14 protein-coding genes are annotated in these 17,631 nt (G+C 72.1%); 10 read left to right on the top strand and 4 right to left on the bottom strand.

Annotated features, from left to right (window positions below; all coding sequences use genetic code 11):
* Positions 1-5 precede the first annotated feature (5 nt).
* The 3 genes from uvrB to AC3WT4_RS19455 all read left to right on the top strand — a co-directional run bounded on the left by uvrB (position 6) and on the right by AC3WT4_RS19455 (position 4,515).
* Positions 6-2,114: an excinuclease ABC subunit UvrB gene (uvrB, locus tag AC3WT4_RS19465; RefSeq protein WP_074806700.1), complete on the top strand. Its 2,109-nt coding sequence runs from the start codon at positions 6-8 to the stop codon at positions 2,112-2,114.
* 277 nt (positions 2,115-2,391) lie between these two features.
* Positions 2,392-3,390, top strand: a complete 999-nt coding sequence (locus tag AC3WT4_RS19460) for a TerC family protein (protein ID WP_074806696.1) — start codon at positions 2,392-2,394, stop codon at positions 3,388-3,390.
* A gap of 6 nt (positions 3,391-3,396) precedes the next feature.
* Positions 3,397-4,515 carry a TerC family protein gene (locus AC3WT4_RS19455; RefSeq protein ID WP_492316259.1) on the top strand — a complete coding sequence of 373 codons (1,119 nt, stop codon included), beginning with the start codon at positions 3,397-3,399 and terminating at the stop codon, positions 4,513-4,515.
* Positions 4,516-4,557: 42 nt separating this feature from the next.
* Here the strand turns inward: AC3WT4_RS19455 and AC3WT4_RS19450 are convergent, their stop codons facing one another.
* The 3 genes from AC3WT4_RS19450 to AC3WT4_RS19440 form a co-directional block, all read right to left on the bottom strand.
* Positions 4,558-4,857, bottom strand: a complete 300-nt coding sequence (locus tag AC3WT4_RS19450; protein WP_492316258.1) for a YciI family protein — start codon at positions 4,855-4,857, stop codon at positions 4,558-4,560.
* A gap of 94 nt (positions 4,858-4,951) precedes the next feature.
* Positions 4,952-5,659, bottom strand: coding sequence for an MBL fold metallo-hydrolase (locus tag AC3WT4_RS19445; protein ID WP_492316257.1), 708 nt, complete (start codon positions 5,657-5,659; stop codon positions 4,952-4,954).
* On the bottom strand, positions 5,656-5,796 hold the full coding sequence (locus tag AC3WT4_RS19440) for a hypothetical protein (protein WP_167405646.1): 141 nt from the start codon (positions 5,794-5,796) through the stop codon (positions 5,656-5,658). The genes AC3WT4_RS19445 and AC3WT4_RS19440 overlap by 4 nt, the downstream gene beginning before the upstream one ends.
* A gap of 37 nt (positions 5,797-5,833) precedes the next feature.
* Between AC3WT4_RS19440 and uvrA the strand changes: the two genes are divergently transcribed.
* Entirely contained in the window at positions 5,834-8,827 is a 2,994-nt protein-coding gene (gene uvrA, locus AC3WT4_RS19435; RefSeq protein WP_074806685.1) for an excinuclease ABC subunit UvrA, read from the top strand.
* A gap of 86 nt (positions 8,828-8,913) precedes the next feature.
* On the opposite strand, the gene AC3WT4_RS19430 is transcribed toward uvrA, so the two are convergent.
* Entirely contained in the window at positions 8,914-9,399 is a 486-nt protein-coding gene (locus AC3WT4_RS19430) for an OsmC family protein (RefSeq protein WP_074807271.1), read from the bottom strand.
* A 164-nt stretch (positions 9,400-9,563) separates the two neighbouring features.
* Between AC3WT4_RS19430 and uvrC the strand changes: the two genes are divergently transcribed.
* The 6 genes from uvrC (at position 9,564) to AC3WT4_RS19400 (ending at position 17,560) form a co-directional block, all read left to right on the top strand.
* The gene (uvrC, locus tag AC3WT4_RS19425) at positions 9,564-11,735 is read left to right on the top strand and encodes an excinuclease ABC subunit UvrC (protein WP_074806682.1); all 2,172 of its coding nucleotides are present in this window, start codon (positions 9,564-9,566) and stop codon (positions 11,733-11,735) included.
* A gap of 19 nt (positions 11,736-11,754) precedes the next feature.
* Positions 11,755-12,741: an RNase adapter RapZ gene (gene rapZ, locus AC3WT4_RS19420; protein ID WP_051028082.1), complete on the top strand. Its 987-nt coding sequence runs from the start codon at positions 11,755-11,757 to the stop codon at positions 12,739-12,741.
* Positions 12,742-12,749: 8 nt separating this feature from the next.
* On the top strand, positions 12,750-13,715 hold the full coding sequence (locus AC3WT4_RS19415; protein ID WP_492316256.1) for a gluconeogenesis factor YvcK family protein: 966 nt from the start codon (positions 12,750-12,752) through the stop codon (positions 13,713-13,715).
* Between the two features lie 139 nt (positions 13,716-13,854).
* Positions 13,855-14,835 (top strand): DNA-binding protein WhiA, encoded by a 981-nt coding sequence (gene whiA, locus AC3WT4_RS19410; RefSeq protein ID WP_034655142.1) that lies wholly within the window; start codon positions 13,855-13,857, stop codon positions 14,833-14,835.
* A 363-nt stretch (positions 14,836-15,198) separates the two neighbouring features.
* The gene (gap, locus tag AC3WT4_RS19405; protein ID WP_061267764.1) at positions 15,199-16,203 is read left to right on the top strand and encodes a type I glyceraldehyde-3-phosphate dehydrogenase; all 1,005 of its coding nucleotides are present in this window, start codon (positions 15,199-15,201) and stop codon (positions 16,201-16,203) included.
* A 157-nt stretch (positions 16,204-16,360) separates the two neighbouring features.
* Positions 16,361-17,560 (top strand): phosphoglycerate kinase, encoded by a 1,200-nt coding sequence (locus AC3WT4_RS19400; RefSeq protein WP_074806675.1) that lies wholly within the window; start codon positions 16,361-16,363, stop codon positions 17,558-17,560.
* Positions 17,561-17,631 lie beyond the last annotated feature (71 nt).

The raw sequence follows: 17,631 nt of genomic DNA, 5'->3' as shown, positions 1-17,631 counted from the left end.
GACGCATGCGTCCCGTGACCGATCTCCAGCGCGCCACCGCTCCGTTCGAGGTCATCTCCGAGTACCAGCCGTCGGGCGACCAGCCCACGGCCATCGCGGACCTCTCGCAGCGCGTCCGCGCGGGCGAGAAGGACGTCGTGCTCCTCGGTGCCACCGGTACGGGGAAGTCCGCCACGACGGCCTGGCTGATCGAGGAGCTGCAGCGCCCCACGCTCGTCATGGCCCCCAACAAGACGCTCGCCGCCCAGCTGGCGACGGAGTTCCGCGAGCTGCTGCCGAACAACGCGGTCGAGTACTTCGTCTCGTACTACGACTACTACCAGCCCGAGGCGTACATCGCGCAGACGGACACCTACATCGAGAAGGACTCGTCGATCAACGACGAGGTCGAGCGGCTGCGCCACTCCGCGACGAGCTCCCTGCTCACGCGCCGGGACGTCGTCGTCGTGGCGTCGGTGTCGTGCATCTACGGTCTCGGCACCCCGCAGGAGTACGTCGACCGGATGGTGCGCCTCGACGTCGGCATGCAGGTGGAGCGGGACGACCTGCTGCGGCAGTTCGTCACCATGCAGTACACGCGCAACGACATGGCGTTCACGCGCGGCACGTTCCGCGTGCGCGGGGACACGGTCGAGATCATCCCGGTCTACGAGGAGCTCGCGGTCCGCATCGAGTTCTTCGGTGACGAGATCGAGAGCATCCAGACGCTGCACCCGCTCACGGGAGAAGTCATCCGCTCCGAGCCGAGCATCCACGTGTTCCCCGCGACGCACTACGTCGCCGGCCCGGAGCGCATGGAGCGGGCCATCTCCTCGATCGAGGCCGAGCTCGCGGAGCGGCTCGACGAGCTCGAGCGGCAGAACAAGCTGCTCGAGGCGCAGCGCCTGCGCATGCGCACCACCTACGACATCGAGATGATGCGCCAGATCGGCACGTGCTCGGGGATCGAGAACTACTCGCGGCACATCGACGGCCGCGAGGCGGGTTCGCCCCCGAACACCCTCCTCGACTACTTCCCGGAGGACTTCCTCCTCGTCATCGACGAGTCGCACGTGACCGTGCCGCAGATCGGGGCGATGTTCGAGGGCGACATGTCGCGCAAGCGCAGCCTGGTGGACCACGGGTTCCGCCTGCCGAGCGCGATGGACAACCGCCCGCTGCGCTGGGAGGAGTTCGTCGAGCGCATCGGCCAGACGGTGTACCTGTCGGCCACGCCGGGCGACTACGAGCTCTCGATGTCGGACGGCGTGGTCGAGCAGATCATCCGCCCGACGGGCCTCGTCGACCCGGAGGTGATCGTCAAGCCGACCACCGGCCAGATCGACGACCTCCTGCACGAGATCCGCGAGCGGGTCGACCGTGACGAGCGCGTGCTGGTCACGACGCTCACCAAGAAGATGGCCGAGGACCTCACGGACTACCTGCTCGAGAAGGACGTCCGGGTCCGCTACCTCCACTCCGAGGTCGACACGCTGCGCCGCGTCGAGCTGCTGCGCGAGCTGCGCCTCGGCGAGTACGACGTCCTCGTCGGCATCAACCTGCTGCGCGAGGGTCTCGACCTTCCGGAGGTCTCGCTCGTCGCGATCCTGGACGCCGACAAGGAGGGCTTCCTGCGCTCGCCCAAGTCGCTCATCCAGACGATCGGCCGCGCGGCCCGCAACGTGTCCGGCCAGGTGCACATGTACGCGGACCGGATCACGCCGGCGATGGCCGCGGCGATCGAGGAGACCGAGCGCCGCCGCGAGAAGCAGATCGCGTACAACACCGAGCACGGGGTCGACCCGACGCCGCTGCGCAAGCGCATCTCCGACGTCACGGACATGCTCGCGCGCGAGGACGTGGACACCGCCGAGCTCCTGGCCGGCGGCTACCGCCAGCCCGGCAAGGGCGCGAAGGGCAAGGCTCCGGTGCCCGGCGGGCCGAAGGAGGGTGCGTCGTCGGGCAACCGGCTCGCGGGCGCCGCGGCGAGCGACCTCGCGGAGCTCATCCAGGAGCTGAGCGACCAGATGCACGCGGCCGCGGGCGAGCTCCAGTTCGAGCTCGCGGCGCGGCTGCGCGACGAGATCTCGGGGCTCAAGAAGGAGCTGCGCCAGATGCACGCCGCGACGGCCTGATCGGTTCCGGGGGACCGGCCGGGCGCCGTCCTGGGCGCGCCCGCGGAACAGTCCACGGTGGCGTGGTGTTGTCACACGAGCAGGAGCGATGGCCTATGCTGGCTCCTCGTTGAAGGGGAGTATTCCTCCGCGGTGATGTCGTCATCACGGTCGGCGCAGTCGTCGGCCCGGTGTCGCCGGTCCCGCAACCACCAGCCCGCGTCACGGACGCGCGCGCCTGGCGGTGCGTGGCGGAAGAGACCTTCGGTACTCAGTGCTACGTACCGGAGGTTTCTGCATGGACGTCCCCGTCTGGGTCTGGATCGTCACCGTCGGCGTCATCCTCGCGATGCTCGCCGTCGACTACGTCGGGCACGTGCGGACCCCGCACGCGCCGAGCCTGCGCGAGGCGAGCTGGTGGTCCGCGGGCTACGTCGCCGTCGCGCTCGCGTTCGGCGGCATCGTCTGGGCCGTCTGGGGCTCGACGTACGGCGGCGAGTACTTCGCCGGCTACATCACCGAGAAGAGCCTGTCGGTCGACAACCTCTTCGTCTTCGTCCTCATCATGACGAGCTTCCGCGTGCCGCGGCTGTACCAGCAGAAGGTCCTGCTGATCGGCATCACGATCGCGCTCGTCCTGCGGACCATCTTCATCTTCCTGGGCGCGGCGCTCATCGAGAACTTCAGCTGGATCTTCTACGTCTTCGGGGCGTTCCTGCTCTACACGGCGTGGGCCCAGGTGAAGGCGGGCTCGGGCCACGACGAGGAGTTCCACGAGAACGGCGCGCTCAAGCTGACCCGCCGCCTGTTCCCGACGACGGAGTCGTACGTCGAGGACAAGATGACGACCAAGATCGACGGGAAGCGCTTCATCACCCCGATGCTGATCGTCATGATCGCGATCGGGAGCGCCGACCTGCTGTTCGCCGTCGACTCGATCCCCGCGATCTTCGGCCTCACGCAGGAGACGTACCTCGTGTTCGCGGCCAACGCGTTCTCGCTGCTCGGCCTGCGCCAGCTCTACTTCCTCATCGACGGCCTGCTCGACCGCCTCGTCTACCTCGCCTACGGCCTCGCGGCGATCCTCGGCTTCATCGGCGTGAAGCTGCTCATCCACGCGCTGCACAAGAACGAGGTGCCGTTCATCAACGGCGGTGAGCACATCACCGTCATCCCGGAGATCCCGACCGCCCTGTCCCTCGGGTTCATCGTCGTCGTGCTCGCGATCACCACGATCGCGAGCCTGGCCAAGGACCGCGCCGACCGCCGGCGCGAGGCCGAGATCTCGGAGGGCTAGCCACCGATGGTTCACGAACTCCCCGTCTGGTTCGAGTGGGCGTCGCTCTCGGCGCTCGCCGTCCTGCTCCTCGTCGACCTGTTCGTCGTCGGGCGCCGGCCGCACGTCCCGTCCATGCGTGAGAGCGCGCTGTGGGTCGGGTTCTACGTCGCGCTCGCGCTCGTGTTCGGGGCGGTCGTCGGAGCGGTGGGGGGCGCGGCCCCGGCCGGGGAGTTCTACGCGGGGTGGCTCACGGAGTACAGCCTCTCCGTGGACAACCTGTTCGTGTTCGTCATCATCATGGCGCGCTTCGCCGTCCCGCGGGAGCAGCAGCAGCGCGTCCTCATGGTCGGCATCATCGTCGCGCTCGTCCTGCGGGGGGCGTTCATCCTGGCGGGCGCGGCGATCATCTCCCAGTTCGTGTGGGTGTTCTACCTGTTCGGCGCGTTCCTCGTGTACACGGCGATCAAGCTCGTGGCGGGCGGCGACGAGCCCGAGGAGTACCACGAGAACCGCGCCGTGCGGGCGCTGCGCCGGGTCCTGCCGCTCGGCACCCGGTACGACGGCGGCCGGCTGCGCACGGTCGAGGACGGCAAGCGGGTCTTCACGCCGCTCGTCGTCGTGTTCCTCGCGATCGGCAGCACCGACCTGCTGTTCGCGTTCGACTCGATCCCGGCGATCTTCGGGCTCACGCAGGACCCGTTCATCGTCTTCACGACGAACGTGTTCGCCCTCATGGGCCTGCGCCAGCTCTACTTCCTCCTGGGGGGCCTGCTCGAGCGGCTCGTCTACCTGCCGATCGGCCTGGCCGTCATCCTCGGGTTCATCGGCGTCAAGCTCATCCTCGAGGCGCTGCACGAGAACACGCTGCCGTTCATCAACGGCGGCGAGCACCTCGAGGCGGTGCCGACGGTCCCCATCTGGCTCTCGCTCGTGGTGATCGTCGGGGCGCTCGCGGTGACGACCGTCGCGAGCCTGCTGCGCACCCGTGCGTTGCACGCGCAGGGCGCGCCGCCTGCCGTCGCGGAGCCCGGCACCGCGGCGCCGTCCGCGGAGGACGCCACGGAGACCGTGACCGACGAGGCGCCCGCCGCGGGGGAGACCCCGCCGCGGGGCGCAGGCCCCCGCGGGGGCGCCGCGCGCTAGCCGGACCCGGCAAGGGTGCGGACAGCGAGCGCGTGCCCTGCCTCAGACGCGGTCCGCCCAGTCGCCGATCACCGGTGACCACGGGCGGACCGTGCGCTCCGTGACCAGCCCTGCGCGTGCGAAGGGGTCCTCGTCGAGGACCGCGGCGACGTCGTCGGGCGTCTCGCCGTCGAGGACGAGCAGCGCTCCGGCGGGTGCGTCCTCGTGGGCGGGGAGGGGGCCGGAGGCGAGGAGCGTGCGGCGCTCGTGCAGGGCGCGGAGGAACGCGCGGTGCTCGGGTCGCAGGGCGTCGAGCTCCGCGGGGCGGTCGGCGTAGACGTAGGTGACGGCGTGGATCGGCATGGGGCCAGTGAACCAGGCCGTCCCGTCGGCGCGCGGTCGGGTCCGCGCCTCGGCTGCGCCGCCGCGTTCCCTGCCGCCCGCTACCAGCCCCGCGCTACCAGCCCCGCTCGCGCCACTCGTCGAGGTGCGGCCGCTCGGCACCGAGCGTCGTGTCGGCGCCGTGACCGGGGTAGACCCACGTGGCGTCGTCGAACCGGTCGAAGACGCGCACGACGACGTCCGACAGCAGGCTCGCGAACCGCGCCGGGTCCCGGTCGGTGTTGCCGACGCCGCCGGGGAACAGCGAGTCCCCGGTGAACAGGTGCACGCGGCCGGCCACGGCCTCGGGCTCGGTGGCGTCGTCCGGCTCGCGGTAGGCGAGCGCGACGGAGCCCGGCGTGTGCCCGCGCAGCGCGACGACCTCGAGGTCGAGAGCGCCGACGCGCAGGACGTCCCCGTGCCGCAGGCCGCGGGCGACCGGGACGCCGGACGCCGCGGCGACGGCGTCCGCGTCGGCCTCGCCGGCGGCCGACGACGCACCCGTGGCGGCGACGACCTCCGCCAGCGCGCGGAGATGGTCGGCGTGCCGGTGCGTCGTGACGACGTCGTCGAGCCGTCCCGACGGCGAGCCGGCCCGCACGAGGGCGAGCACGTCGTCGGCCGCGTCGGCGGCGTCCACGAGGAGCTGGGCCCCGGTGCGTCGGCACGTGAGGAGATAGACGTCGTTGGCGAGCGGCCCGACGGCGAGCTTGCGGATCTCGACCTCGTCCAGGCGTCGCAGGTCGTGCGGGCCGCCCACGGCGACCTGTCCGGTGTACGTCATGGGCCCAGTGTGCCGTCCGCCGCGACGGGCAGGGTGCCGATACCCGGCACCGCGGTGACGCGGGTCACGGCGACGGGCCCGCGCGTGGCCCGCTCGTGAGCATTCGCCGCGTGGCGTGCGAAGGTGACGTCGAACACCTGTGCGAGTGTCGGTGGTCGGCCGTACGATGCTGCGGTGAGCAATCGCCTCGTCATCTCCGGTGCCCGCGAGCACAACCTGCGCAACGTCGACCTCGACCTCCCGCGCGACAAGCTCATCGTCTTCACGGGGCTCTCCGGCTCGGGCAAGTCGTCGCTCGCCTTCGACACCATCTTCGCGGAGGGGCAGCGGCGGTACGTCGAGTCGCTGTCCGCGTACGCGCGCCAGTTCCTCGGCCAGATGGACAAGCCGGACGTCGACTTCATCGAGGGCCTGTCGCCCGCGGTCTCGATCGACCAGAAGTCCACGAACCGCAACCCGCGCTCGACCGTCGGCACCATCACCGAGGTCTACGACTACCTGCGCCTGCTGTTCTCGCGCGCCGGGACGCAGCACTGCCCGGTGTGCGGCGAGCGCGTCACCGCGCAGACCCCGCAGCAGATCGTCGACCGTCTCCTCGAGCTGCCCGAGGGCACGCGCTACCAGGTCCTCGCCCCGGTCGTGCGCGGCCGCAAGGGCGAGTACTCCGAGCTCTTCAAGGAGCTCCAGACCAAGGGCTTCGCCCGCGCCCGCGTCGACGGTGAGGTGCGCACCCTCACGGACGTCCCCGCGCTCGAGAAGAAGCTCAAGCACGACATCGAGGTGGTCGTCGACCGCCTCGTCGCCCGCGAGGGCGTCCAGCGCCGGCTCACCGACTCCGTCGAGACGGCCCTCGGGCTCGCCGGCGGGCTCGTCGTCGTCGAGCTCGTCGACGCGGACGCGGACGACCCGGCCCGGGAGCGCCGCTTCTCGGAGAAGCGCGCGTGCCCGAACGACCACGAGCTCGCGCTCGACGAGATCGAGCCGCGCACGTTCTCCTTCAACGCGCCGTACGGCGCGTGCCCGGAGTGCACGGGCATCGGGTTCCGTCTCGAGGTGGACCCGGACCTCGTCGTCCCGGACGTCGAGAAGTCGCTGCGGGAGGGCGCGGTCGCGCCGTGGGCGCAGATCTCGTCGGAGTACTTCGAGCGCGTGCTCACGGCGCTCGCGGACGACCTCGGGTTCTCCATGGACACGCCGTGGCGCGCGCTGCCGGAGCGGGCGAAGAAGGCCGTGCTCCACGGCCAGAACCACCAGGTCCACGTGCGGTACAAGAACCGCTGGGGCCGTGAGCGGCAGTACTCGACGGGGTTCGAGGGCGTCATCACGTTCCTCGAGCGTCGGCACACCGAGACCGAGTCGGACTGGTCGAAGGAGAAGTACGAGGCCTTCATGCGCGAGGTCCCGTGCCCCGTGTGCGAGGGGGCCCGCCTCAAGCCGGAGGTCCTCGCGGTCAAGGTCGGTGGCAGGTCCATCTGGGACGTGTGCCGGCTCCCCCTGCGCGAGGCCGCGGCGTTCCTCGGGTCGCTCGAGCTCGGCGCGCGCGAGCGTGCCATCGCGACCGAGGTCCTCAAGGAGATCGACGCGCGGCTCGGCTTCCTGCTCGACGTCGGCCTCGACTACCTCTCGCTCGAGCGGCCGGCCGCGACGCTCTCCGGCGGCGAGGCGCAGCGCATCCGGCTCGCGACGCAGATCGGCTCCGGCCTGGTCGGCGTGCTCTACGTGCTCGACGAGCCGAGCATCGGCCTGCACCAGCGTGACAACCGTCGGCTCATCGAGACGCTCACGCGCCTGCGAGACCTCGGGAACACGCTCATCGTCGTCGAGCACGACGAGGACACGATCCGCACCGCGGACTGGGTCGTCGACATCGGCCCGGGCGCGGGGGAGCACGGCGGGCGCGTCGTGCACTCGGGCGACTACGCGGGCCTGCTCGAGGCGCCGGAGTCCGTCACCGGCGCGTACCTGTCGGGACGGCGCAGCATCCCGCTGCCGGCGCAGCGGCGCCCGACCGACCCGGGTCGCCAGATCAAGGTGGTCGGCGCGCGCGAGCACAACCTCACGGGCATCGACGTGAGCTTCCCGCTCGGGACGTTCACCGCGGTCACGGGCGTCTCGGGCTCCGGCAAGTCGACGCTCGTGAACTCGATCCTCTACACCGTGCTGGCCAACGAGCTCAACGGCGCCCGCCAGGTCGCGGGCCGGCACACGCGCGTCACCGGTCTCGAGCACCTCGACAAGGTCGTGCACGTGGACCAGGGCCCCATCGGGCGCACGCCCCGGTCCAACCCCGCGACGTACACCGGCGTGTGGGACCACGTGCGCAAGCTGTTCGCGGAGACGACCGAGGCCAAGGTGCGGGGGTACACGCCGGGCCGGTTCTCGTTCAACGTCAAGGGTGGTCGCTGCGAGGCGTGCTCGGGCGACGGCACGCTGAAGATCGAGATGAACTTCCTCCCGGACGTCTACGTGCCGTGCGAGGTGTGCCACGGCGCGCGCTACAACCGCGAGACGCTCGAGGTCCACTTCAAGGGGAAGACCGTCGCGGACGTCCTCGACATGCCGATCGAGGAGGCAGCCGAGTTCTTCGCCGCCGTGCCCGCGATCTCGCGGCACCTCAAGACGCTCGTCGAGGTCGGCCTGGGCTACGTCCGGCTCGGGCAGCCCGCCCCGACGCTGTCGGGCGGCGAGGCGCAGCGCGTCAAGCTCGCGAGCGAGCTGCAGAAGCGCTCGACGGGTCGCACGATCTACGTGCTCGACGAGCCGACGACGGGCCTGCACTTCGAGGACATCCGCAAGCTGCTCGGCGTGCTCCAGTCGCTGGTCGACAAGGGCAACAGCGTCCTCGTCATCGAGCACAACCTCGACGTCATCAAGAGCGCGGACTGGGTCGTCGACATGGGCCCCGAGGGCGGCTCCGGCGGCGGCAAGGTCGTCGCGCAGGGCACTCCCGAGCAGGTCGCGCGCGTCGAGGCGAGCCACACCGGGCGCTTCCTCGCGGAGATCCTCGACGGGAACGACCCCGTGCCCGTCGGCCCCGCGCCGGCGACCTCCGAGGCGTCGGCGCCGGCGGCGAAGGCGGGCAAGGGGACGAAGGGCCGGTCCGCCGCGGCGCGTCGGGCGACCGACGAGAAGCCGAAGGCCGGGCGCCGCAAGGCGTCCGCGGCCTAGCGAGGGTGCGGTGCGGGTGCGGGCTCGAGCGGGCTCGCACCCGCGCGGCGCGCTCGGTGCGCCGCGCGTGCTCGGCGCTCCCCGCGTCAGGCGGCGGCGCGCCGGGCGGGTGCCGGCTCGACGAGCACCCGGAAGTTCACCGAGCGCGCGATGAAGCAGTGGTCGTGCGCGCGCTGGTGGAGGGTCGCCATCGCCGCCTCGTCCGTGCCCGGTCCGTCGTCGACCACCACGCGAGGGTGCAGCGTGACGTCCGTGAACTGGCCCTCGCCGCCGGACTCCACGCGCATGGTGCCGGTCGCGTCGTCGACGTACTCGCGCACGACGACGCCCGCCGCAGCCGCGAGGTGGAGGAACCACAGCATGTGGCACTGCGACAGGCTCGCGAGGAACAGCTCCTCGGGGCTGTACCGGGTCGGGTCGCCGCGGAACGCCGGGTCCGCGGAGCCGGGCAGCGGCGGGCGCCCGTCCAGGAGCACCTCGTGGTCGCGGCTGTAGGCGGTGTAGGACGCGGTCCCGCGGTCGCCCGCGCCGGTCCAGCGGGTCGTCGCGGCGTAGCCGTGCTGTGCGCTCATGGCCGCCACCCTAACGGCCGGTGACGCGCGTCACACGACGTCGCCGTGGCTCGTGGCGCCGCGCCCCGTCGCGCCTCACGTGCCCCCGGTATCCCCGTGCCCCCCGTGCCCCGCCCGCTCCCACCGAGCCACCGGCGTCGGTGGCCTGACCTAGGCTGGAGAACATGGCAGATCCCGCGACGTACCGCCCTGCGCCGGGGGAGATCCCCACCTCGCCGGGCGTCTACCGGTTCCGCGACGAGCACGGTCGCGTGATCTACGTCGGCAAGGCCAAGAACCTGCGCGCGCGTCTGTCGAACTACTTCCAGGACGTCGCGAACCTGCACCACCGCACCCAGACGATGGTCACGACGGCGGCGTCGGTCGAGTGGACGGTCGTCGGCACCGAGGTCGAGGCGCTCGCGCTCGAGTACACGTGGATCAAGGAGTTCGACCCGCGGTTCAACGTCAAGTACCGCGACGACAAGTCCTACCCGTACCTCGCGGTGACGATGGGCGACGAGTTCCCGCGCGCGCAGGTGATGCGCGGCGCGAAGCGGCCCGGCACGCGGTACTTCGGGCCCTACGGCCACGCGTGGGCGATCCGCGAGACGCTCGACCTGCTGCTGCGGGTGTTCCCGGTACGCACGTGCTCGGCGGGCGTCTTCAAGCGCGCCCACCAGACGGGCCGCCCGTGCCTGCTCGGGTACATCGACAAGTGCTCGGCGCCGTGCGTCGGGCGCATCACGCCCGAGGACCACAAGGCGCTGGCCGAGGACTTCTGCGACTTCATGGCGGGCGACACGCAGCGGTTCGTGCGCCGGCTGGAGCGCAAGATGAACGAGGCCGCCGCCGCCATGGAGTACGAGGCCGCGGCGCGGCTGCGCGACGACATCGCCGCCCTCCAGCGGGCCACGGAGAAGAACGCGGTCGTGCTCGGCGACGGCACCGACGCCGACGTGTTCGCGCTCGTGGGCGACGAGCTCGAGGCGGCCGTCCAGGTGTTCCACGTGCGCGGTGGTCGCATCCGCGGCCAGCGCGGCTGGATCGTCGAGAAGGTCGAGGACGTCACGGACGCCGAGCTCGTCGAGCACCTGCTGCAGCAGGTGTACGGCGCGGCGGAGGAGGCCGTCGCGGCGGACGCCGGCACGCGCGCCGGGCGCGACCTCGCACGCGACGCCGTCCCGCGCGAGGTCCTCGTGCCCGTCCTGCCGCCGGACACCGACCAGGTCACCACGTGGCTCTCCGGGCTGCGGGGCGCGCGGGTCGACGTCCGGGTGCCGCAGCGCGGGGACAAGAAGGAGCTCGCCGCGACGGTCCGCGCCAACGCGGAGCACGCGCTCGCGCTGCACCGCACGCGGCGCGCGGGCGACCTGACGACCCGCAGCCAGGCGCTGCGCGAGATCCAGGAGGCGCTCGAGCTCGAGACGGCGCCGTTGCGGATCGAGTGCTACGACGTCTCGCACAACCAGGGCACGTACCAGGTCGCGTCGATGGTGGTCTTCGAGGACGGGCTCGCGCGCAAGAGCGAGTACCGGCACTTCACGGTCCGCGGCCCGGACGGCGACGGTGCGGCCGACGACACGGCGGCGATGTACGAGGTGATCTCGCGCCGCTTCAAGCGCTACCTGTCCGACCGCTCCCGCTCGGGCGAGGTCGAGCTGGACCTCGAGGCGGACGACGTCGCCGACGGCTCCGACGCCGCGGCCCGGCGGGCGGAGCGCGCGGCGGAGGCGGCGGGCTACGTGCCGCGCAGCGGCGAGGTGGACCCGGACGCGCCCGTGGACCGGCGCGCGCGCTTCGCGTACCCGCCGAACCTCGTCGTCGTCGACGGCGGGCCGCCGCAGGTCGCCGCCGCGGCGCGGGCCCTCGCCGACCTCGGCATCGACGACGTCGCGCTGTGCGGCCTCGCCAAGCGGCTCGAGGAGGTCTGGGTGCCGGGGGAGGAGTACCCCGTGATCCTGCAGCGCTCCTCGGAGGGCCTCTACCTGCTCCAGCGCGTCCGCGACGAGGCGCACCGCTTCGCGATCGCCCAGCACCGCAGGCAGCGCAGCAAGGGCATGACGGCCTCGGCGCTCGACGACGTCCCCGGTCTCGGCCCGGCGCGGCGCACCGCGCTCCTCAAGCACTTCGGCTCCCTCAAGCGGCTGCGCGCGGCGAGCGTCGAGGAGATCGCGAGCGTCCGCGGCATGGGCGAGCGGACCGCGCAGGCGGTCGTCGCGGCGCTCGGGGGAGGCGCCCCGGACGGCGGCGCCCCGACGCCGTCGCCCGACGACGCCTCGGCGGTGCTGCCCCAGAACCCCGACCCGACCTCGCAGGACACTCCGGCGCAGGACGAGGCCGCGGCCCGCGCGTGACGGCTGGCATGCTGGGGGCATGACCTCGGAGCCGACCCCGGACCTCAGCCCGCAGGGCCAGCCCGCCCGCGTGCCGGAGCCCTCCCCGACCACCGTCCCCAGCGGCATCCCCGCGATCGAGGCCGCGACCCACGCCCCCGAGCCGAGCGAGGCCGAGGTGCTCATCATCACGGGCATGTCGGGCGCCGGCCGCACCCGCGCGGCCGCGGTCCTGGAGGACCTCGACTGGTACGTCGTCGACAACCTGCCGCCGCGCATGATCGTCCCGCTCGTGGACCTCATGACCCGGTCCGGCTCGACGCTCGAGCGCATCGCGGCGGTCGTCGACGTGCGCGGGCGCGAGTTCTTCACCGACCTCGTCGAGGTGCTCGACCACCTCCGCCAGAGCGGTGTGTTCTACCGCATCCTGTTCCTCGACGCGTCGGACGAGGTGCTCGTGCGCCGCTACGAGCAGGTGCGGCGCCCGCACCCGCTGCAGGGGGAGGGGCGCATCCTCGACGGCCTCGCCGAGGAGCGGCGCCTGCTCGCGAGCCTGGAGGAGCGGTCCGACGTCGTCATCGACACGTCCGAGCTCACCGTGCACGACCTCGCGCGCGAGGTGCGCGCCGCCGTCGCCGACGGCACCCCCGAGACGCTGCGCATCAACGTGGTCTCCTTCGGGTTCAAGTACGGGCTGCCGCTCGACGCGGACCACGTCGTCGACGTGCGGTTCCTCGCGAACCCCTACTGGATCACCGAGCTGCGCCACCTCACGGGCCGCGACGCGCCCGTGCGCGACTACGTCCTCGGACGGCCCGGCGCGCTCGAGTTCGTCGACCGGTACGTGAACGCGCTCGAGCCCGTGCTGGCCGGCTACCTGGGGGAGGAGAAGCGCTACGTGACCATCGCCGTCGGCTGCACGGGCGGCAAGCACCGGTCCGTCGCGATCAGCGAGGCGATCGCCGCACGCCTGCGCGCCCAGGGGCAGCGCGTCATCGTCACGGCCCGCGACCTCGGCAAGGAGTGACCGGCACCGTGATCAGCCTGCGCAACCCCGCCGTCGTCGCCCTGGGCGGCGGCCACGGGCTCTCCGCGAGCCTGTCGGCGCTGCGGCTCATGTCCGACCGCCTCACCGCGGTCGTCACCGTCGCCGACGACGGCGGCTCCTCGGGGCGCCTGCGCGAGGAGCTGGGCGTCCTGCCGCCGGGAGACCTGCGCATGGCGCTCGCGGCCCTGTGCGACGACTCGGAGTGGGGCCGCACGTGGAGCGCGCTCCTGCAGCACCGTTTCACGTCGCAGGGCGACCTCGACAACCACGCGGTGGGCAACCTGCTCATCGTCGCGCTGTGGGAGCTGCTCGACGACCCGGTGGCCGGTCTCGACTGGGTCGGCAAGCTCCTCGGGGCGCGGGGGCGCGTGCTCCCCATGGCGGCGGTGCCGCTCCGGATCGAGGCGGACGTCTGGGCGGAGGGCCGGCTCGAGACCGTCGTCGGGCAGAGCCGTGTCGCGGTCACCCACGACCGCATCGAGCAGCTCCGGCTCGTGCCCGCGGACCCGCCGGCGTGCCCGGAGGCGGTGCGGGCCGTGGAGGAGGCGGACTGGGTCGTGCTCGGGCCCGGGTCGTGGTTCTCCTCGGTGATGCCGCACCTGCTGGTGCCCGAGCTCGCACGCGCCCTGCACGAGACGCCGGCGCGGCGGTGCGTCACGCTCAACCTCTCGAGCGAGACGGGGGAGACGTTCGGGCTCACCGCGACGGAGCACCTGGAGGTGCTGCACAAGCACGCGCCGGGGCTGCGGATCGACGCCGTCGTGGCGGACCCGTCCGCGGTCGAGGACACCGATCAGCTCGCGGAGGCCGCGGCGCGCATGGGCGCCCGGCTCCTGCAGCGGCAGGTCCGCCGGGGCGACGGCACGCCGCGGCACGACGCGCTGCGCCTCGCGGCCGCCTACCGCGACGTGTTCGACGACGTCCTCGGCGACGTCGGCTCACCCGCCCGCTGAGCCGTCGATGCCTCCTGCGCCCCTCGCGGGCGCGTGCGCGAGGAGCCCGGACCCGGGTGCTCGCCCGACACCGCGGGGACCGCCCCCGCGCTCCGGGACGCCGCCGCGACACGCTCCCATCGGTGGCAGGATGTCCCGCATGGCGCTCACGGCACAGGTGAAGGACGAGCTGGCACGACTGCGGGTGGACAAGACCTCGTGCCGCAAGGCGGAGGTGTCCGCGATGCTCCGCTTCTCCGGCGGCCTGCACCTCATCTCGGGTCGTGTGGTCATCGAGGCCGAGCTCGACACCGCCATCGCCGCGCGTCGTCTCCGGGAGACCATCGCGGACGTCTACGGCCACACGAGCGAGCTGATCGTGGTGTCCGCCGGGGGCCTGCGCAAGAGCAGCCGGTACGTCGTGCGGGTCGTGCGCGACGGCGAGTCCCTGGCCCGTCAGACCGGCCTCCTCGACCAGCGCGGCCGGCCCGTGCGCGGGCTTCCCCCGCAGGTCGTCTCCGGCGGCGTGGAGGAGGCCGAGGCCGCGTGGCGCGGTGCCTTCCTCGCCCACGGGTCGCTCACGGAGCCCGGGCGCTCGTCGGCGCTCGAGATCACGTGCCCCGGTCCGGAGGCCGCCCTCGCGCTCGTCGGCGCGGCGAGGCGCCTCGGGGTGTCCGCCAAGTCGCGCGAGGTCCGCGGCATCGACCGCGTGGTGATCCGCGACGGCGACGCGATCAGCGCGCTCCTGACGCGGCTCGGCGCGCACGAGGCGGTGCTCGTGTGGGAGGAGCGTCGTGCGCGTCGTGAGGTGCGGGGCACGGCGAACCGGCTCGCCAACTTCGACGACGCCAACCTGCGCCGCTCGGCGCGCGCCGCCGTCGCCGCAGGCGCCCGGGTCGAGCGGGCTTTCGAGATCCTGGGCCCCGACCTGCCGGAGCACCTCCGCGAGGCGGGCGAGCTGCGTCTCGCGCACAAGCAGGCGTCGCTCGAGGAGCTCGGCCAGCTCGCCGACCCGCCGCTCACCAAGGACGCGGTCGCGGGGCGCATCCGCCGCCTGCTGTCCACGGCCGACAAGCGCGCGGCCGAGCTCGGCATCCCGGACACCGAGGCGGGGCTGAGCCCCGAGCTGCTCGACCTCTGAGGCGCGCGGGCGGTCGTCCGAAGCCCGTGTGCCCGTGAGCCGGGCGCGGCGGCGCCCGCCCCCTGGACGTCACGCACCGGCGGGACGATGGTCCCGAAGCATGGGATTCAGGTCACATGACGGAGTGGTGTTGGTATAGGCTCGTCAGTGTCAGGTGACAACGACGTGCTCCTTCGCTGACACCCCTCGTGGGCGTGGGTGGTCCCGGCTGTCGCCGTGACGGTCCACGAGCACGGAGGGTGCTGTGCCGGGATCCGGGCAGCGGGGCACGGGCGCGATCACCACCTGCGTACGACGGCGTACGTGATCGTTCGGCATCAACCGTGTGCGTCGGGACAACCGGCGCGCCCTGAGGAGGGCATTGTGACCATCCGCGTCGGTATCAACGGCTTCGGTCGTATCGGACGGAACTTCTACCGCGCCATCGTCGAGTCGGGCGCCGACATCGAGATCGTCGGCGTGAACGACCTCACGGACAACAAGACGCTCGCGCACCTGCTCAAGTACGACACGGTCCTCGGCCGTTTCCCGCTGAGCGTGGACTTCGACGACGACAACATCATCGTCGACGGCAAGAAGATCCGTGCGCTCGCGGAGCGCGACCCGGCGAACCTCCCCTGGGGCGAGCTCGGCGCCGACATCGTCATCGAGTCGACCGGCTTCTTCACCGACGCGACCAAGGCGAAGGCGCACATCGACGCCGGCGCCAAGAAGGTCATCATCTCGGCCCCGGCCAAGAACGAGGACGCCACGTTCGTCATGGGCGTGAACTCGGACCAGTACGACCCGGCCGCGCACCACATCATCTCGAACGCGTCGTGCACCACGAACTGCCTCGCCCCGCTGGCCAAGGCGCTCAACGACTCGATCGGCATCGAGCGTGGTCTCATGACCACGATCCACGCCTACACGGGTGACCAGAACCTGCAGGACGGCCCGCACCGCGACCTGCGTCGTGCCCGCGCCGCCGCGCAGAACATCGTCCCGACCTCGACGGGTGCGGCCAAGGCCGTGTCGCTCGTCCTGCCCGAGCTCAAGGGCAAGCTGGACGGCTACGCGCTGCGCGTCCCGGTCATCACCGGCTCGGCGACGGACCTCACCTTCACCGCCTCGCGCGAGGTCACGGTGGACGAGGTCAACGCCGCGCTCAAGGCGGCCGCCGACGGCCCGCTCAAGGGCATCCTCGAGTACGTCGACGACGAGATCGTGTCGAGCGACATCGTCACCAACCCGCACCAGAGCATCTTCGACTCGAAGCTCACGAAGGTGATCGGCGACCAGGTCAAGGTCGTCTCCTGGTACGACAACGAGTGGGGCTACTCGAACAGCCTCGTCGCGCTGACCGCCCTGGTCGGCGAGAAGCTCTGAGCCATCTGCTGACGCAGCACAGCCCTGCGTAGCACCATGCGTCCGCGTGCGCGTCCCGGCACCGCCCGGTGACGCGCACGCGGACGTCCTCATGTGCGGGCCGGGCCGGCTGCCGGCCGGCGTCCCGCACGACGGCGACAGAACCGTAGGAGACCGCATGAAGACCATCGACTCCCTGGGCGACCTGCGCGGCAAGCGCGTCCTCGTCCGCTCCGACTTCAACGTCCCGCTCGACGGGACGACCATCACGGACGACGGGCGCATCCGCGCCGCGCTCCCCACGCTGAAGAAGCTGACGGACGCGGGCGCGAAGGTGATCGTCACCGCGCACCTCGGCCGCCCCAAGGGCGAGCCGGACCCGAAGTACTCCCTCGCGCCCGTCGCGGCCCGCCTGGGCGAGCTGCTCGGCGTGCCGGTGCACCTGGCGCAGGACGTCGTCGGCGACTCGGCGCGCGAGACGGTCGCCGCGCTCGGCGACGGCGAGGTCGCGCTGCTCGAGAACATCCGGTTCGACCCGCGCGAGACGTCGAAGGACGACGCGGAGCGCCAGGCGCTCGCCCGCGACCTCGCGCAGCTCGCGGACGTCTTCGTCTCCGACGGCTTCGGCGTCGTGCACCGCAAGCAGGCGTCGGTCTACGACGTCGCGCAGGTGCTCCCGTCCGCGGTGGGCGAGCTCGTCCTCAAGGAGGTCGACTCGCTGCGCAAGGCGACGGAGGACCCGCAGCGCCCCTACGCGGTCGTGCTCGGCGGCTCGAAGGTCTCCGACAAGCTGGGCGTCATCGCGAACCTGCTCACCAAGGCGGACCGTCTGCTCATCGGCGGCGGCATGGTGTTCACGTTCCTCGCGGCGAAGGGCTACGGCGTCGGCAAGTCCCTCCTCGAGGAGGACCAGATCGACACAGTCAAGGGCTACCTCGCGGACGCGGAGAAGAACGGCGTCGAGATCGTCCTGCCGACGGACATCGTGGTGGCCGACGCGTTCGCCGCGGACTCGCCGCACGAGGTCGTCGCCGCGGACGCGATCCCGGCCGACAAGATCGGCCTCGACATCGGCCCCGACTCGGCGAAGCTCTTCGCGAGCAAGATCGTCGACGCGAAGACCGTCGTCTGGAACGGCCCCGCGGGCGTGTTCGAGTTCGAGGCGTTCTCGGGCGGCACGCGCGCCGTGGCCCAGGCCCTGGTCGACGCGACGGCGAACGGTGCGTTCACCATCGTCGGCGGCGGCGACTCGGCCGCCGCGGTCCGCATCCTCGGCTTCGACGAGGCGGGGTTCAGCCACATCTCGACCGGTGGTGGCGCGAGCCTCGAGTTCCTCGAGGGCAAGGACCTCCCGGGGATCTCCGTCCTCGAGGGCTGACCGGCCCCCCGTACCCCTCCGCGGCGGCCCCTCCCCCCAGGCAGGACGGGGCCCAAAAAAAGGAGAAGGAA

The organism is Cellulosimicrobium sp. EB106-03-01-XG111 (assembly GCF_058792115.1).
The sequence above is the reverse complement of the archived record's forward strand: the minus strand, read 5'-3'. Positions and strand labels throughout refer to the sequence as shown.

Coding starts and splice junctions, on each gene's coding strand:
- AC3WT4_RS19450 (WP_492316258.1), bottom strand. CDS start 4,857: ATGCCGATCCACGCCGTCACCTACGTCTACGCCGACCGCCCCGCGGAG.
- whiA (WP_034655142.1), top strand. CDS start 13,855: ATGGCGCTCACGGCACAGGTGAAGGACGAGCTGGCACGACTGCGGGTG.
- AC3WT4_RS19460 (WP_074806696.1), top strand. CDS start 2,392: ATGGACGTCCCCGTCTGGGTCTGGATCGTCACCGTCGGCGTCATCCTC.
- uvrC (WP_074806682.1), top strand. CDS start 9,564: ATGGCAGATCCCGCGACGTACCGCCCTGCGCCGGGGGAGATCCCCACC.
- AC3WT4_RS19455 (WP_492316259.1), top strand. CDS start 3,397: ATGGTTCACGAACTCCCCGTCTGGTTCGAGTGGGCGTCGCTCTCGGCG.
- AC3WT4_RS19430 (WP_074807271.1), bottom strand. CDS start 9,399: ATGAGCGCACAGCACGGCTACGCCGCGACGACCCGCTGGACCGGCGCG.
- AC3WT4_RS19445 (WP_492316257.1), bottom strand. CDS start 5,659: ATGACGTACACCGGACAGGTCGCCGTGGGCGGCCCGCACGACCTGCGA.
- AC3WT4_RS19400 (WP_074806675.1), top strand. CDS start 16,361: ATGAAGACCATCGACTCCCTGGGCGACCTGCGCGGCAAGCGCGTCCTC.
- uvrB (WP_074806700.1), top strand. CDS start 6: ATGCGTCCCGTGACCGATCTCCAGCGCGCCACCGCTCCGTTCGAGGTC.
- rapZ (WP_051028082.1), top strand. CDS start 11,755: ATGACCTCGGAGCCGACCCCGGACCTCAGCCCGCAGGGCCAGCCCGCC.